Here is a 15,061-nt window from a genome sequence, read left to right as displayed (position 1 = left end):
GCCCTATCTAATAGGGCGAGAAGTCCTACGAACGACGTGTTACACGTGCGGAGGCGGGGAAATACCGTACGTACGCGATATATCGCTATGACAGAATGACGGCTGTGACGACGCTGAGTGTGCTGGACGAGGTCACCTGGGCTGGCTCGCCGGTGGCGGGCGAGCGGACCCGGGCACTGCTGCGCGCCCTGGTCGACGCCGGTCCGCGAGGGGCCTCCGAGAGCACGCTCGTCGAGGAGATCTGGGGGCTCGACGACGTGCCGGCCAACCCGGCGAAGGCGCTCCAGGTGGTGGTCTCCCGGGCCCGCACCGCCACCGACGCCGGCGCGATCGAGCGCACCCCGCGCGGCTACCGCCTCCGCCTCGACCCCGCTCAGGTGGACGCCTGGTCGCTGCGGCCGGAGGGGCTGCGGCTGGCCGCGGAGAAGAGGTACGCCGAGGCGCTCCCGCTGCTCGAGCGGCTCGACCACCTCGACCCCGACGAGGAGGTCACCGAGGCGCTGCTGCGCACGATCGCCGCGGTGCACGGCCCGCCGGCGGCGCTCGAGCGCTACGAGACCTACCGGAACGGGCTCGCCGACGGGCTCGGCGTCGACCCCAGCCCACGACTTCGCGCGGTGCATGCCGAGCTCCTCGCGCGGGACCGGCCGGTGCGCTCGGGCCTGCGCCACGACGCCGATGTGCTGATCGGGCGTGAGCAGGACGCGGCCGAGGTCTCGGCGATGCTGAAGAGCTCGCGGGTGGTCACGATCCTGGGCCCCGGAGGCCTCGGCAAGACCAGCCTCGCCCAGGTGATCGCCCACCGCGCCGAGCAGCCGGTGGTCCACTTCGTCGAGCTCGTCGGCGTGACCGCGCCCGAGGACCTGGTCAGCGAGGTGGGCTCGGCGCTCGGCGTACGTGACTCGGTCGCCCGGCGCGACCGGCTGACCCCCGAGCAGCGCGCCGACGTACGATCCCGGATCGCCCAGCAGCTCGACGGCACCCCGACGCTGCTCGTGCTCGACAACTGCGAGCACATCGTCGCCGCCGTCGCCGACCTGGCCGCGTTCCTGGCCGCGAGCGTGCGCCACCTGACGATCCTGACCACCTCCCGCAGCCCGCTCGCGATCGGCGCGGAGCGGGTCTTCCCGCTCGGTCGCCTCGGGACGTACGACGGCAGCGAGCTGTTCCGCCGCCGCGCGGTCGCGGCCCGTCCCACCGCCCACCTCGACGCGACCCGGGTCGAGGAGATCGTCACCCGGCTCGACGGCCTGCCGCTGGCGATCGAGCTGGCCGCGGTGAAGGTGCGGGCGATGTCGGTCGACGAGATCGGGCGGCGGCTGGAGAACCGGTTCGAGCTGCTGCGCGGCGGCGACCGCAACGCTCCCGACCGGCACCAGACCCTGGTCGCGGTCATCGACTGGTCCTGGAACCTCCTCTCCGAGCGGGAGCAGCGCGCGATGCGCTGGCTCTCGGTCTTCCACGACGGCTTCACCCTCGCCGCTGCCGAGGCGGTCCTCGGCACCGACGCCCTCGACACGATCGAGGAGCTCGTCGACCAGTCCCTGCTGACGGTAGTCGAGTCGCCGCTCGGTCTGCGTTACCGCATGCTCGAGACCGTCCGCGAGTTCGGCCGGATGCGGCTGATCGATGCCGGTGAGGACGCCGCCGCGCGGGCCGCGCAACGCGCATGGGCAGGCGCCTACGCCGACAGCGCTGCGGCCCGGATCTACTCCCGCGAGCAGTTCGAGGCCATGGACACGCTGCGCGCCGAGGAGAGCAACCTCGCCGACATCCTGCGCCAGGTGCTGGCCGACGACGAGGCCGAGACGGCGATCCGGCTCTTCTGCGCGCTGGGCGTCTTCTGGACCGTCGCCGGCGAGCACCAGCGCGTGATCATGCTGGCCGGGCCGGTCGGTGACCTGCTCGAGGAGTGGGAGCCGCCGGGCGAGCTGCTGGAGAAGACCCGGCTCGTCCTCGCGCTGCTGCTCTTCGGCGCTGCCGTCACCGGAGGCGCCGGGCTGCCGCGGCTGACCGCCGTCCTCGAACGCGTCGGCGCCGATGCGAAGGACACCCAGCTCAGGGTCATGCTCCGGGTGATGCAGGCGATGGCCCGCGCCGCCACCGGCCGCGGCGTCGGCCGGTCGATGGCCGACGAGCTCGCCGAGCTGATCGCCGACCCGGACCCCGAGGTACGTGCCCGCGCCTACACCTTCCTCAGCCACGAGCGGGAGAACCTCGGTGATCCCGAGGGAGCGGTCGCCGCCGGGATCGAGGCGCTTCGCCTGACCGGCGCCGACGGCGGCCCCTGGCCGCGGGCCATGCTGCATGCTCAGCTCAGTGGCCTCTTCGCCCAGCTCGGCCGGCTGCGCGAGGCAGCCGACCACGCTCGCGAGGCCATCCCGGTCCTGCGCCGCCTCGGCGCCGACGACGACCTCGGCCAGGCGCAGGCGATCCTGGCGACGTACGCAGTGGGTCAGGGACGCTTCGAGGAGGCGGCCGCCATCCTCGCCGAGGTCGGCGACGAGCAGCTGGGTGGCGGCTTCGGAGCCCGCGGCGCCATCCACGCCGCCCGAGCGCAGCTCCTGCTCGCCCAGGGACGAGTACCCGAGGGTCTGGCCGTGCTGCGCGAGGTGGCGGCCTCGATGGGCGAGCTGCCGTTCCCCGGCTTCGCCGACGACCTCGACCTGGTGCCGTGGCGGGTCGCGGCCGAGTCGGTGGCTGTGGTCAGCGCGGCCCGCCACGGCGACGGCGCCGAGGGCGAGGATCTCTTCGCGGCCCTGATGGCGAAGGCGCCGCGGATGGTCGCCGACGATCGCCGTTCCCAGGACTATCCGGTCGCCGGGATGCTGCTGTTCGCGCTCGGGATGTGGGGTCTGCACCGCGAGATGCTCCCGTCCGAGGACTCCGTGCGGCTGCTGGTCCTGGGCGACAGGTTCGGCTACTCGCGCTCGTTCCTCGACCTGCGCTGGGAGCTCGCGGTCGAGGACGCGGAGCGGCTGGCCCCCGGCGTCCTCGACCGGATCGAGCAGGAGTACGGCGAACGCCGCGGGCTCGCCCTCCTGGACGAGGCCCGCGGCGTGATCGCGCGAGTGACCGGGACCGGTCAGAGCTTCTTGCTGTAGCTCCACACCGAGATCGGCGCGAAGACCGCCACGACCGCGGCGCAGCCGACCAGCGCCCACACCACGCTCAGGGTGAGGTCGCCGGCGTTCATCAGGTCACGAGTGGCGTTGATGACCAGCGTCACCGGGTTGACGTCGACGAAGTGCTGCAGCCAGGTGGGCATGGTCTCCTTCGGCACGAACGCGGGGGAGAGGAAGGTCAGCGGGAACATGATCATCATGCCCAGCCCCTGGACCCCACCCGCGGTCTTCAGGACCGTGCCGAGCCAGGTGAAGATCCAGCTCAGCGACCAGCCGGCGAAGATGGTCAGCGCCCAGCCCGCGACCACCCCGCCGACGCCACCACCGGGCCGGTAGCCCATCAGCAGGCCGACCACGATCGTCAGCGTCGCCGCGATCCCGTAACGGAGCAGGTCGGCCACCGCCGGTCCGGCCAGCGGCGCGATCCGAGCGATCGGGAGCGCCTTGAACCGGTCGAAGACGCCCTTGTCCATGTCCTCGCGCAGCTGGGTGCCACGGGCCATCGAGGCGGTCAGCGCCGTCTGGGCGAGGATGCCGGTGATGATGGTCGGCAGGTAGGACTTCACGTCACCGGAGATCGCGCCGCCGAAGATGTAGGCGAACATCGCGGTGAACAGCAGCGGCTGGATGGTCACGTCGAAGAACTGCTCGGGGTTGCGCATCATCTTGATGAACGCCCGGCGGGCCATGGTCAGGGTCTGGGCGATGGTCTCGCCCGTGCCGGGACGGGCCTTGAGCGGGCGGTCGGCGACCGCGTAGGTGGAGATCAGTGCAGCCATCTCAGGCCACCTCCTCGGTGATGTCGGTGGCGGACCGGTCGTGGTCGGCCGGGTTCGGGGTGCTCTCGGTGCCGTGGCCGGTCAGCGCGAGGAAGACCTCGTCGAGAGTCGGCTGCTGCACGTTGGCGGTGGTGATCGAGATGCCGGCGTGGCGCAGGCCGATGAGCACGTCGGCGGCGCGGTCCGCATCGACCAGCGGTACGTTGACGCCGCCCGCCTCGGGAGTCAGCACCGGTCGCTCGCCGGTGGCGTTCTCGACCACCGCCGCGGCGGCGGCGACCTGGGACCGGTCGCTGAGGCGCAGGTGGAGCGTCGAGCTTCCGACGGACGTCTTGAGCTGCTCCGAGGTGCCCTCGGCGACCTTGACGCCGCGGTCGATGACCGCGATCCGGTCGGCGAGCTGGTCGGCCTCGTCAAGGTACTGCGTCGTCAGCAGGACCGTGGAGCCGCCGGCCACCAGCGTACGGATGGTGTCCCACATCTGGCCGCGGGTGCGCGGGTCCAGACCGGTGGTCGGCTCGTCGAGGAAGATCAGCGGCGGCCGGGAGAGCAGCGAGGCGGCCAGGTCGAGGCGGCGGCGCATGCCTCCGGAGAACTTCGAGATCTGCCGCTTGGCAGCCTCCTGGAGCCCGAAGGACTCCAGCAGCTCCTCGGAAGCGGCTCGGGCCGAGCGACCGGACATGCCGAGCAGGCGACCGAAGAGCACGAGGTTCTCGGTCGCGGTGAGGTTCTCGTCGACCGAGGCGTACTGCCCGGTCAAGCCGACGAGCTGACGCACCTGGTGGGGGTGCGCCTTGACGTCGACCCCGAAGATCTCCGCCGTGCCGGCGTCGATCGAGAGCAGGGTCGCGAGCATCTTCAGGGTCGTGGTCTTGCCGGCGCCGTTGGGGCCGAGCACGCCGAAGACCTCGCCGCGGCGGATCTCCAGATCGATCCCGCCCACCGCGGTGAAGTCGCCGAAGGTCTTGACCAGACCCGAGGCCGATACGGCCAGTTCGGTGTTGGTTGTCATGCTGCCACGGTGAGGCGTCCGGGTTTCAGGACGCCTTCACCGCGGTTTCAGCGCTTCCGGTCCGGTTTCAGCGGGACTCAGCGGGTTTCAGCGGGCGGCGGCGAGTCGTTCCAGGACGTCGTCGAGATCGTCTCCGACCACGAGCGTCTCGGCGGGGGAGCCGTGCAGGAAACCCGCCTCGGCGATGCGCTCCATCATCTCCACGAGCGGGTCCCAGAAGCCGTTGACGTTGAGCACGCCCACCGGCTTGCCGTGCAGCGACAGCGTCTGCCAGGTCCAGACCTCGAAGAGCTCCTCGAGGGTGCCGATCCCGCCCGGGAGCGCGAGGAACGCCTCGGCGCGCTCGGCCATGAGCGCCTTGCGCTCGTGCATGGTGTCGACGACGACCGTCTGCATCCCCGGCGCTCCCTCGATGCGCCCCCACTCGCGCTCGACCATGAAGCGCGGGATCACTCCGAAGACCTTGCCCTGGGCGTCGATGGCTCCCTGGGAGATCTGCCCCATCAGGCCACCTCCGCCGGCACCGTAGACCAGTTCGATGTCGCGCTCGGCGAGCCCCTTGCCGACCTCGTAGGCGCTCGTGGCGAGCGCCGGGTCGTTGCCGTCGCGGGAACCGAGGAAGACCGCCAGGTGCTTGATCATGCGGCGAACGTTAGTCGTCCGTGATCGGCTCGTTCGTCAACGCGCGGAAGCGGTCGTAGACGGACGTGTCGCCGGTGACGGTGATCCGCTCGTCGTCGAGCCGGCGCCAGAGCCAGGCGTCGAGGTCGGCCGCGGTGCCCTCGACGACCACGGCCGGCTCGGTGCCGGCCGGGATCTGATCGGCGGGGAGGACGCTGAGGTCCGGCTCGTCCTCGAGCCGCTCGCCGTCGGGGCTCGTTCCGGAGACGCGACCGAGCTGGACCCAGGTCTGGGTGTCGGTGTCGACCGCGTCCACGCGGACGAAGTCGTCGCCGCCGGTGAAGCTCGCCCAGCCGGGCTTGCCGCCGTAGAAGATGTCGAGGACCTCCTCGACCCCGTCGGCCGCCAGCGCCGGGTCGAGCGGCGTCAGGGCCCCCGCGGCGAGCTCGGCGTCGATGCGGTGGATGAGGATCTCGTGGGCCTGGCGGCGGTAGGTGAACGCGGCGGTCTGGTCGTCGGACCACGACCACGTGGGCTCGTCGGGCGCGGTCTTCTCCAGCGTCTCGATGAACGTGGCGTTCATCCGGTCGAAGTTCTCCAGCAGCTCCTGGTAGTCGGCGTCCTTCGGGCGCTCGGGCTCGGGATAGGTCTCCTCGGTCGGCGTGGCGGGACGGCTCTCCAGGACGTACGTCCAGAAGTGCTGCACCTCCGCGGCGACGTGCCAGAGCAGGTCGGCGGCGGTCCACTCGGGAGCGGTCGGGACGGGTGCGGTGGGGGAGGTGTCGGCGAGGACGGCACGGAAACGCGCGGACTCCGTCCGGATGTGGTCGAGGTAGGCGGCGGGGGTGAGGCGGGTCATGGCGCGAACACTAAGCGGTCCACGCGGCGATTTCCTCTGGGTTTCTCCGATGCCGCCCCTGGGTACCGCGTCTCAGCCGTCGGGCACTCTTTTGCCGGATACATACAGCGTGACGTATGGTCATGCATATGACCAAGAAGCGCGTCGCCGTCGCCGGTGCCAGTGGATATGCCGGAGGTGAGCTGCTCAGGCTGCTGCTGGCCCACCCCGAGGTGGAGATCGGCGCCCTGACCGCCGCCTCCAGCGCAGGCAAGACCCTGGGGAGCCTCCAGCCCCATCTGCTCCCGCTCGCCGACCGAGTGCTCGAGCCCACGACCTCCGAGACCCTGGCGGGCCACGACGTGGTCTTCCTGGCTCTGCCCCACGGCGAGTCGGGTCCGATCGCGGCCGGCCTCCCCGACGACGTGGTCGTGATCGACTGCGGCGCCGACTACCGGCTCGCCGACGCCGAGGCCTGGACGAAGTTCTACGGCACCGACCACGCCGGCACCTGGCCCTACGGGCTGCCCGAGCTCCCCGGCCAGCGTGAGGCGCTCACCTCCGCCAGCCGGATCGCGGTGCCGGGCTGCTTCCCGACGGTCTCCACCCTCGCCCTCGCGCCCGCTGTCGAGGCCGGCATCGTCGACCCCGACGTCGTCGTGGTCGCCGCCACCGGCACCAGCGGTGCGGGCAAGTCCTCCAAGCCTCACCTGATCGGGGCCGAGGTGATGGGCAACGTCAGCGCCTACGGCGTCGGTGGCGCCCACCGGCACACCCCGGAGATCGTCCAGAACCTCTCCGGGCTGGTCGACGGCGAGGTCTCGGTCTCCTTCACCCCCGTGCTGGTGCCGATGCCGCGCGGCATCCTGGCCACCTGCTCGGCCAAGCTCGCCGACGGTGTGAGCGCTGCCGACGTGCGCGGCGTCTACGAGAAGGCGTACGGCTCGGAGCCGTTCGTCCACCTGCTCCCCGAGGGCCAGTGGCCGCAGACCAAGGCCGTGGTCGGCTCCAACGCCGTCCATGTCCAGGTGACCGTCGACGAGGCCGCCGGCCGGCTGGTCGTCGTCGGCGCCGTCGACAACCTCGCCAAGGGCACCGCCGGCGGCGCGATCCAGTGCATGAACCTCGCCCTCGGGCTCGAGGAGACCACCGGCCTGACCACAGTCGGGGTGGCACCGTGAACGAGCGTCAGCGAGTGAACCACGAGCCCATCACGCCGCCGCGTCCGTACTCTGGCGCTTGCGCTACGGAGGTGGCGGCGTGAACTTCGAGCTCGAAACAGTGGCCCACGAGCCGGGTCGTCCCGACCCCGCCAAGGCGCGCACCCTCGCCGGTGCGCTCCCGTGGCTGAAGGAGTACCACGGCAAGATCGTCGTGGTGAAGTACGGCGGCAACGCCATGACCGACGACAAGCTGAAGCAGGCCTTCGCCGAGGACATCGCCTTCATGCGGTTCGCCGGCTTCAAGCCTGTCGTCGTCCACGGCGGCGGCCCGCAGATCTCGAGCATGCTGGGCCGGCTCGGCATCGAGTCGGAGTTCCGCGGCGGCCTGCGCGTCACGACCCCCGAGGCGATGGACGTGGTCCGGATGGTCCTGGTCGGCCAGGTCCAGCGTGAGCTGGTCGGCCTGATCAACGAGCACGGCCCGCTGGCCGTCGGACTCTCCGGCGAGGACGCCGGACTCTTCACCGCCGAGCCGGCGAGCACCGTCGTCGACGGCGAGGAGGTCGACCTGGGCCAGGTCGGCGAGGTCGTCGACGTACGTCCCTCCGCGGTCCTCGACCTGATCGAGGCCGGCCGGATCCCGGTCGTCTCCAGCATCGCGCCCGACCTCGACGGCGCGGTCTACAACGTCAACGCCGACCGTGCCGCCTCCTCGCTCGCGGTCGCGCTCGAGGCCGAGAAGCTGCTGGTCCTGACCGACGTCGAGGGGCTCTACCTCGACTGGCCCGACCCCGAGGAGGTCATCGGCGAGATCAGCCCGGAGGCGCTCGAGGGCATCCTCCCCGAGCTCGCCAGCGGCATGATCCCGAAGATGAGCGCCTGCCTCGAGGCCGTCAAGGGCGGCGTCAAGCGCGCCACCGTCGTCGACGGCCGCGAGCCGCACGCCGTGCTGCTCGAGCTCTTCACCGCCGAGGGAGTCGGCACCCAGGTGCTCCCCGGCGTCACCACCAAGACCCGCAAAGCAAGGGAGCTGAACAGATGAGCACCTACGGAGAGCGGTACGCCGCCTCGCTGATGAACACCTTCGGTGCTCCCAAGCTGGTCCTGACCCGTGGCGAGGGTGCCCACGTGTGGGACGAGGACGGCAAGGAGTACGTCGACCTGCTGGCCGGCATCGCGGTCAACTCGCTCGGCCACGCCCACCCGGCACTGGTCTCCGCGGTGACCTCCCAGCTGACCTCGCTCGGCCACATCTCCAACTTCTTCACCTCCCAGCCGCAGGTCGAGCTCGCCGAGGCGCTGCTGGCCCGGGTGCCCGGCGGTGAGACCGGCCGCGTCTTCTTCGCCAACTCCGGCACCGAGGCCAACGAGGCCGGCTTCAAGCTGACCAGGCGCACCGGCCGCCGCCACATCGTGGCGGCTCAGGGCGCCTTCCACGGCCGCACCATGGGCGCGCTCGCGCTGACCTCCAAGGGGGCCTACCGGGCGCCCTTCGAGCCGCTTCCCGGCGAGGTCACCTTCGTCGCATACGGGGACGCCGAGGCGCTGGCCGCCGCGGTCACCGACGAGACCGCCGCGATCATCCTGGAGCCGATCCAGGGTGAGGCCGGTGTCATCGTGCCGCCCTCGGACTACCTCGCCGCCGCGCGGTCGGTGGCCGACGAGCACGGCACCCTGCTGTGGCTCGACGAGGTGCAGTCCGGCATCGGGCGCACCGGTCATTGGTTCGCCCACGAGACCTCCGGCGTCACCGCCGACATCGTCACCCTCGCCAAGGGCCTCGGTGGTGGCTTCCCGATCGGCGCCTGCATCGGTCTGGGCCGCGCGGCGACCCTCTTCGAGCCCGGCAACCACGGCACCACCTTCGGGGGCAACCCGGTCGCCTGCGCCGCCGGCCTCGCGGTGATCGAGACCATCGAGTCGGACGGGCTCCTCGAGCACGTCACCGTGCTGGGCCAGAAGCTGCGCGACGGCCTGGCCGCCGACCCGCGGGTCGCGCGTGCCGAGGGCGAGGGCCTCTTCATCGGCCTGGTCCTGGCGGGTCTCGACTCCGCCAAGGTCGCCGCGGCCGCGCTCGAGGCGGGCTTCATCCTCAACAACGCCACCCCCGAGCGGATCCGGCTGGTCCCGCCGCTCGTGCTCACCGAGGACGACGCCGAGCGCCTCCTGGCCGCCTGGCCCGCCATCCTCGACGCTGCCGAGGCCACCGCATGACCCGCCACTTCCTCCGCGACGACGACCTCACCCCGGCCGAGCAGGCCGAGGTGCTGGCGCTCGCGGCAGCCATGAAGCAGGACCCCTTCGCCGCCAAGCCGCTCGCCGGCCCGGTGACCGTGGCCACGATCTACGACAAGCCGACGCTGCGTACGCAGGCCTCGTTCTCCTCCGGGATCGCCGAGCTCGGCGGCCACTCGATGCTCGTCGACGGCCGCCTGGCCGGGATCGGCGAGCGGGAGTCGGTCGCCGACGTCGCCCGGGTGCTCGGCCGGCAGGCGGGCGAGATCGTGTGGCGTACGTTCGCGCAGGCCGACCTCGAGGCGATGGCCGCCCACTCCGGCGTGCCGGTGGTCAACGCGCTCACCGACGAGTTCCACCCCTGCCAGCTGCTCGCCGACCTGCAGACGCTGGCCGAGCACAAGGGATCCCTCGCCGGGCTGACCGCGGCCTTCCTCGGCGACGCCGCCTGCAACATGGGCAACTCCTGGGCGCTGGCCGGTGCCCTCGCCGGGATGCACGTCCGGTTCGGCGCGCCCGAGGGCTACGCGCCCGACGCCGACGTGCTGGTCCGGGCCAAGGAGATCGCCGAGGAGACCGGCGGCTCGGTCTCCGTGACCCCCGACCCGGTCACGGCCGCCGCCGACGCCGACGTGCTCATCACCGACACCTGGGTCTCGATGGGCAAGGAGAGCGAGAAGGAGGCGCGGATCGCGGTCTTCTCGCCCTACGCGCTGACCACCGAGCTGCTCGGCCACGCCGACCCCGACGCGGTCGTGCTGCACTGCCTGCCGGCCTACCGCGGCAAGGAGATCGAGGCCGAGGTGCTCGACGGCCCGCGGAGCCTGGTCTGGGACGAGGCGGAGAACCGGCGCCACGCCCAGAAGGCGATCCTGGCCTTCCTCTGGGAGCGACGATGACCACCAGCGAGACCCAGCGTCCCGCCACCAAGGGCGCGCGCCAGTCCCTGATCGTCGACATCATCTGGGGCAAGGAGATCCGGTCGCAGACCGAGCTCTCCGAGGCGCTCCTGGCCCACGGCGTCCACGTCACCCAGGCGACGCTCTCGCGCGACCTGGACGAGCTCGACGCGGTGAAGGTGCGGGCACCTTCCGGCGCGCTCGTCTACGCCGTCCCCGGCGAAGGTGGTGACCGCACCGCGGTGGCGCCGGGGGAGTCGGCCAGCGGTCGCAGCAAGCTCGGCCGGCTCGCCCGCGAGCTGTTGGTGAGTGCCGACGGGAGTGGCAACCTGGTGGTGCTGCGTACTCCTGCTGGAGGCGCCCAGTACTTCGCCTCCGCGATCGACCGCGCCGAATACCCCGACATCCTCGGCACCATCGCCGGCGACGACACCGTGCTCGTCATCGGCCGCGAGCCGAAGGGCGGCGCGACGCTCGTCAACCGCTTCCTCAGCCTCGCCGGCAAGACCACAGACATCCAGTAGTTTCAGATCAAGGAGCATCATCTCGTGAGCAAGGTCCTGACCTCCCTTCCCAAGGGCGAGCGCGTAGGCATCGCCTTCTCCGGAGGCCTCGACACCTCCGTGGCGGTCGCGTGGATGCGCGACAAGGGTGCTGTTCCGTGCACCTACACCGCCGACATCGGGCAGTACGACGAGCCCGACATCTCCGGCGTCCCGGACCGGGCGATGGCGTACGGCGCCGAGATCGCCCGCGCCATCGACATCAAGCCGCAGCTGGTCGAGGAGGGCCTGGCCGCGCTCGCCTGCGGCGCCTTCCACATCCGCTCCGGCGGCCGCGCCTACTTCAACACCACGCCGCTCGGGCGCGCGGTGACCGGCACCATGCTGGTGCGCGCCATGCAGGCCGACGACGTCAACATCTGGGGCGACGGCTCGACCTTCAAGGGCAACGACATCGAGCGGTTCTACCGCTACGGCCTGATGGCCAACCCGCAGCTGCGCATCTACAAGCCGTGGCTCGACGCCGACTTCGTCCACGAGCTCGGCGGTCGCCACGAGATGTCGGAGTGGCTGGTCGCCCACGACCTGCCCTACCGCGACTCGACCGAGAAGGCCTACTCCACCGACGCCAACATCTGGGGCGCCACCCACGAGGCCAAGACCCTGGAGCACCTCGACGTCTCCCTGGAGACCGTCGAGCCGATCATGGGTGTGAAGTTCTGGGACCCCTCGGTCGCCATCGAGACCGAGGACGTCTCGATCAGCTTCGTCGAGGGCCGCCCGGTAGCGATCAACGGCAAGGACTACACCGACCCCGTGGCGCTGGTCTACGAGGCCAACGCGATCGGCGGCCGCCACGGCCTCGGCATGTCCGACCAGATCGAGAACCGCATCATCGAGGCCAAGTCGCGCGGCATCTACGAGGCGCCGGGGATGGCGCTGCTCTGGATCGCCTACGAGCGGCTCCTCAACGCGGTGCACAACGAAGACACCATGACCAACTACTACAACGAGGGCCGCCGCCTCGGCCGGCTGCTCTACGAGGGCCGCTGGCTCGACCCGCAGGCGCTGATGGTGCGCGAGTCGATCCAGCGCTGGATCGCCTCCCTGGTCTCCGGCACGGTCACCCTGCGGCTGCGCCGCGGTGAGGACTACACCATCCTCAAGACCGAGGGCACCCACTTCTCCTACCACCCCGAGAAGCTCTCCATGGAGCGCGTCGAGAACGCCGCCTTCGGCCCCGTCGACCGCATCGGCCAGCTCACCATGCGCAACCTCGACATCGCCGACTCGCGCTCCAAGCTCGAGGTCTACGCCGGCCACCCGCTCGACCAGGGCACCGTGCTGGTCGAGAACGGCACCCTCTTCGGCGAGCTCCCCGCCGGTGGCTTCGACCGCATCGCCGCCACCGAGGCCAAGGCGCAGTCCGAGCTGGACGACACCTTCCTCGACGAGGCCGCCTTCGAGGCCGGGAACGACTGATGTCGAACACACCTGCCCACACAACCAACGAGGGCAAGCTCTGGGGCGGCCGGTTCGCCGGCGGCCCCTCGCCGGAGCTCGAGGCGCTCTCACGCTCGACGCAGTTCGACTGGCGGCTGGCGCTCTACGACATCGCCGGATCCCACGCCCACGCCAAGGCGCTGGGCGCGGCCGGGCTGCTGACCGGTGAGGAGGAGAACGAGATCCACCGCGGTCTCGACGTCCTCGCGGAGAAGTACACCTCCGGCCGACTGCTCCCGGCTTCCTCCGACGAGGACGTCCACGGCGCTCTCGAGCGGCTGCTGATCGAGGAGATCGGGCCCGACGTCGGCGGGAAGCTGCGGGCCGGGCGCTCGCGCAACGACCAGATCGCGACGCTCTTCCGCAGCTACCTGCTCGACCACGAGCGGGTGCTGCGCGGGCTCGTGCTCGACCTGATCGACGCGCTCGCCGGGCAGGCGGAGCAGAACCTGGGCGCGATCATGCCGGGACGTACGCACCTCCAGCACGCCCAGCCGGTGCTGCTCTCACACCACCTGATGGCCCACGCCTGGTCGCTGCTGCGCGACGTCGACCGGCTCGGCGACTGGCGGGCGCGGGTCGAGTGCGACTCGCCGTACGGCTCCGGCGCTCTCGCCGGCCAGTCGCTCGGTCTGGACCCGGTCCTGGTCGCCTCCGAGCTCGGCTTCACCGGCTCGAGCGCCAACTCGATCGACGGCACCGCCTCGCGCGACTTCGTCGCCGAGTTCGCCTACGTCTGCGCCCAGATCGGCGTCGACGTCAGCCGGATCGCCGAGGAGATCATCCTGTGGGCGACCAAGGAGTTCGACTTCGTCACGCTGCACGACTCCTGGTCGACCGGCTCGAGCATCATGCCGCAGAAGAAGAACCCCGACATCTCCGAGCTCGCCCGCGGCAAGGCCGGCCGCCTGGTCGGCAACCTGACCGGGCTGCTCACCACGCTGAAGGCGCTGCCGCTGGCCTACAACCGCGACCTGCAGGAGGACAAGGAGCCGGTCTTCGACTCCCTGGACACCCTCGAGGTGCTCCTGCCGGCCTTCACCGGCCAGGTCGCGACGCTCGTCTACAACACCGAGAAGATGGCCGAGCTCGCCCCGCAGGGCTTCTCGCTGGCCACCGACATCGCCGAGTGGCTGGTCCGCCAGGGCACCCCGTTCCGGATCGCCCACGAGCTGGCCGGCGCCTGCGTCCAGGCGGCCGAGAAGCGTGGCGTCGAGCTGGACGAGCTCACCGACGACGAGTTCGCCACCATCTCGCCGGCGCTCACCCCCGACGTACGCCTGGTGCTGACGATCGAGGGATCGGTCGCCTCGCGTGACGGTCGCGGCGGCACCGCTCCGGTCCGGGTCGCCGAGCAGCTCGCGGAGCTGAAGACGAAGTCGGCTGGGTACCGTCCGTCCTAGTGCTGCTCACAGATCTGCTCCACCAGCGCCCCGAGGTGACCGCTCCGCGGATCCTCGGGGCGAGGCTGTCGTTCGGCGGGGTGACGGTGCGGCTGACCGAGCTCGAGGCGTACGCCGCAGACGACCCCGGTTCGCACGCCTTCCGCGGGAAGACGAACCGCAACCGGGTGATGTTCGGCCCGCCCGGTCACCTCTACGTCTATTTCACCTACGGGATGCACCACTGCGCCAACCTCGTCTGTCACCCGGAGGGTGAGCCTGGCGGGATCCTGCTGCGGGCCGGTGAGGTGGTCGACGGGATCGAGCTGGCCCGGGAGCGGCGCGGGTCGGCTCGCGACGTCGACCTCGCCCGTGGTCCGGCCCGGCTGGCCTCGGCGCTCGGGATCGATCTGGGGATGAACGGGACGGACGCCTTCGAGCTCGACCTGGCGCCGGTCGGGGAGTGGTCGCAGATCGAGGTCGCCACCGGGCCGCGGGTGGGCCTTAGGCTCGCCCCGGACCAGCCGTGGCGGTTCTGGGTCGCGGGAGACCCCACGGTCTCGCAGTACCGGCCGGCGAAAAAGCTCCGCGCGAACGGCTGACGGCCCGCTTGGAGCGTGCCGGTTTCGCGCGGCGGCGTGCAGACCCGGGCGATCGGCGTCGGATGAGCGTGGAACCAGTGCCTGACGCGCGGCGCCGGGTCGAGGAGGTCGTTGCTCCGGCTCGTCGTCACGTCGCTGAGGTGCTGGCGCGCTATGACGCCGAGGAACGCGCGCTTCTCTTCGACTACTTCGCCCGAGCAGAGCCCGCGTTCCGAGCGGCGAGCGAGGAGATCCGGGCGAACTCGGGCGTTCGCCGGGGCGGTGGTCGGAAGAGTTTCTCGGAGGGCTGAGGGGCCGATGACTGTCCACAAGCCGGCTTGAAACACCGGTTTTCCACAGGCTCCCTTGCCCGGGCCAGAACTGTCGGCGCCGCTGACCAGGATGATGGTCGGAGGTGAT

At 71.1% G+C, this 15,061-nt stretch carries 14 protein-coding genes; 10 read left to right on the top strand and 4 right to left on the bottom strand.

Annotated features, from left to right (window positions below; translation table 11 throughout):
- Positions 1-104: 104 nt before the first annotated feature.
- A complete protein-coding gene (locus tag IEY81_RS09395; RefSeq protein WP_229787601.1) occupies positions 105-3,104 on the top strand; it encodes an ATP-binding protein in 3,000 nt (999 codons plus the stop codon).
- Here the strand turns inward: IEY81_RS09395 and IEY81_RS09390 are convergent.
- The 4 genes from IEY81_RS09390 to IEY81_RS09375 all read right to left on the bottom strand — a co-directional run bounded on the left by IEY81_RS09390 (position 3,086) and on the right by IEY81_RS09375 (position 6,396).
- Positions 3,086-3,904 carry an ABC transporter permease gene (locus IEY81_RS09390; RefSeq protein WP_189118221.1) on the bottom strand — a complete coding sequence of 273 codons (819 nt, stop codon included), beginning with the start codon at positions 3,902-3,904 and terminating at the stop codon, positions 3,086-3,088. The two genes, IEY81_RS09395 and IEY81_RS09390, sit on opposite strands and share 19 nt — an antisense overlap.
- 1 nt (position 3,905) lies before the next feature.
- Positions 3,906-4,916 carry an ATP-binding cassette domain-containing protein gene (locus tag IEY81_RS09385; protein WP_189118220.1) on the bottom strand — a complete coding sequence of 337 codons (1,011 nt, stop codon included), beginning with the start codon at positions 4,914-4,916 and terminating at the stop codon, positions 3,906-3,908.
- 87 nt (positions 4,917-5,003) lie between these two features.
- Positions 5,004-5,558, bottom strand: a complete 555-nt coding sequence (locus IEY81_RS09380; RefSeq protein WP_189118219.1) for an LOG family protein — start codon at positions 5,556-5,558, stop codon at positions 5,004-5,006.
- Between the two features lie 10 nt (positions 5,559-5,568).
- On the bottom strand, positions 5,569-6,396 hold the full coding sequence (locus tag IEY81_RS09375; RefSeq protein ID WP_189118218.1) for a maleylpyruvate isomerase family mycothiol-dependent enzyme: 828 nt from the start codon (positions 6,394-6,396) through the stop codon (positions 5,569-5,571).
- Positions 6,397-6,518: 122 nt separating this feature from the next.
- Between IEY81_RS09375 and argC the strand changes: the two genes are divergently transcribed.
- From argC to IEY81_RS09330, 9 genes are all read left to right on the top strand, one after another.
- On the top strand, positions 6,519-7,556 hold the full coding sequence (gene argC / locus IEY81_RS09370) for an N-acetyl-gamma-glutamyl-phosphate reductase (RefSeq protein WP_189118217.1): 1,038 nt from the start codon (positions 6,519-6,521) through the stop codon (positions 7,554-7,556).
- A 79-nt stretch (positions 7,557-7,635) separates the two neighbouring features.
- Entirely contained in the window at positions 7,636-8,580 is a 945-nt protein-coding gene (argB, locus tag IEY81_RS09365) for an acetylglutamate kinase (protein WP_373292224.1), read from the top strand.
- Positions 8,577-9,752, top strand: a complete 1,176-nt coding sequence (locus IEY81_RS09360; protein WP_189118216.1) for an acetylornithine transaminase — start codon at positions 8,577-8,579, stop codon at positions 9,750-9,752. Before argB ends, IEY81_RS09360 begins: the two co-directional genes overlap by 4 nt.
- Complete coding sequence (argF, locus tag IEY81_RS09355; protein WP_189118215.1) at positions 9,749-10,672, top strand: ornithine carbamoyltransferase; 924 nt, start codon at positions 9,749-9,751, stop codon at positions 10,670-10,672. The genes IEY81_RS09360 and argF overlap by 4 nt, the downstream gene beginning before the upstream one ends.
- Positions 10,669-11,196 carry an arginine repressor gene (locus IEY81_RS09350; protein WP_189118214.1) on the top strand — a complete coding sequence of 176 codons (528 nt, stop codon included), beginning with the start codon at positions 10,669-10,671 and terminating at the stop codon, positions 11,194-11,196. Before argF ends, IEY81_RS09350 begins: the two co-directional genes overlap by 4 nt.
- Before the next feature lie 24 nt (positions 11,197-11,220).
- Positions 11,221-12,657, top strand: a complete 1,437-nt coding sequence (argG, locus tag IEY81_RS09345; RefSeq protein ID WP_189118213.1) for an argininosuccinate synthase — start codon at positions 11,221-11,223, stop codon at positions 12,655-12,657.
- Positions 12,657-14,081 (top strand): argininosuccinate lyase, encoded by a 1,425-nt coding sequence (gene argH / locus IEY81_RS09340; protein WP_189118212.1) that lies wholly within the window; start codon positions 12,657-12,659, stop codon positions 14,079-14,081. The genes argG and argH overlap by 1 nt, the downstream gene beginning before the upstream one ends.
- Positions 14,081-14,662 (top strand): DNA-3-methyladenine glycosylase, encoded by a 582-nt coding sequence (locus IEY81_RS09335; protein ID WP_189118211.1) that lies wholly within the window; start codon positions 14,081-14,083, stop codon positions 14,660-14,662. Before argH ends, IEY81_RS09335 begins: the two co-directional genes overlap by 1 nt.
- Before the next feature lie 77 nt (positions 14,663-14,739).
- Entirely contained in the window at positions 14,740-14,952 is a 213-nt protein-coding gene (locus IEY81_RS09330; protein ID WP_229787599.1) for a hypothetical protein, read from the top strand.
- Positions 14,953-15,061: the final 109 nt, after the last annotated feature.

This window comes from Nocardioides luteus (assembly GCF_014648595.1).
Classification (GTDB): Bacteria; Actinomycetota; Actinomycetes; order Propionibacteriales; family Nocardioidaceae; genus Nocardioides; species Nocardioides luteus.
This window is presented reverse-complemented; position numbering and strand designations above follow the sequence as displayed.

Bases quoted from the DNA above. Each gene is read 5' to 3' on its own strand.
- IEY81_RS09360 (WP_189118216.1), top strand. From the start codon at position 8,577: ATGAGCACCTACGGAGAGCGGTACGCCGCCTCGCTGATGAACACCTTC.
- IEY81_RS09350 (WP_189118214.1), top strand. From the start codon at position 10,669: ATGACCACCAGCGAGACCCAGCGTCCCGCCACCAAGGGCGCGCGCCAG.
- IEY81_RS09375 (WP_189118218.1), bottom strand. From the start codon at position 6,396: ATGACCCGCCTCACCCCCGCCGCCTACCTCGACCACATCCGGACGGAG.
- argF (WP_189118215.1), top strand. From the start codon at position 9,749: ATGACCCGCCACTTCCTCCGCGACGACGACCTCACCCCGGCCGAGCAG.
- IEY81_RS09385 (WP_189118220.1), bottom strand. From the start codon at position 4,916: ATGACAACCAACACCGAACTGGCCGTATCGGCCTCGGGTCTGGTCAAG.
- IEY81_RS09380 (WP_189118219.1), bottom strand. From the start codon at position 5,558: ATGATCAAGCACCTGGCGGTCTTCCTCGGTTCCCGCGACGGCAACGAC.
- argH (WP_189118212.1), top strand. From the start codon at position 12,657: ATGTCGAACACACCTGCCCACACAACCAACGAGGGCAAGCTCTGGGGC.
- argC (WP_189118217.1), top strand. From the start codon at position 6,519: ATGCATATGACCAAGAAGCGCGTCGCCGTCGCCGGTGCCAGTGGATAT.
- IEY81_RS09390 (WP_189118221.1), bottom strand. From the start codon at position 3,904: ATGGCTGCACTGATCTCCACCTACGCGGTCGCCGACCGCCCGCTCAAG.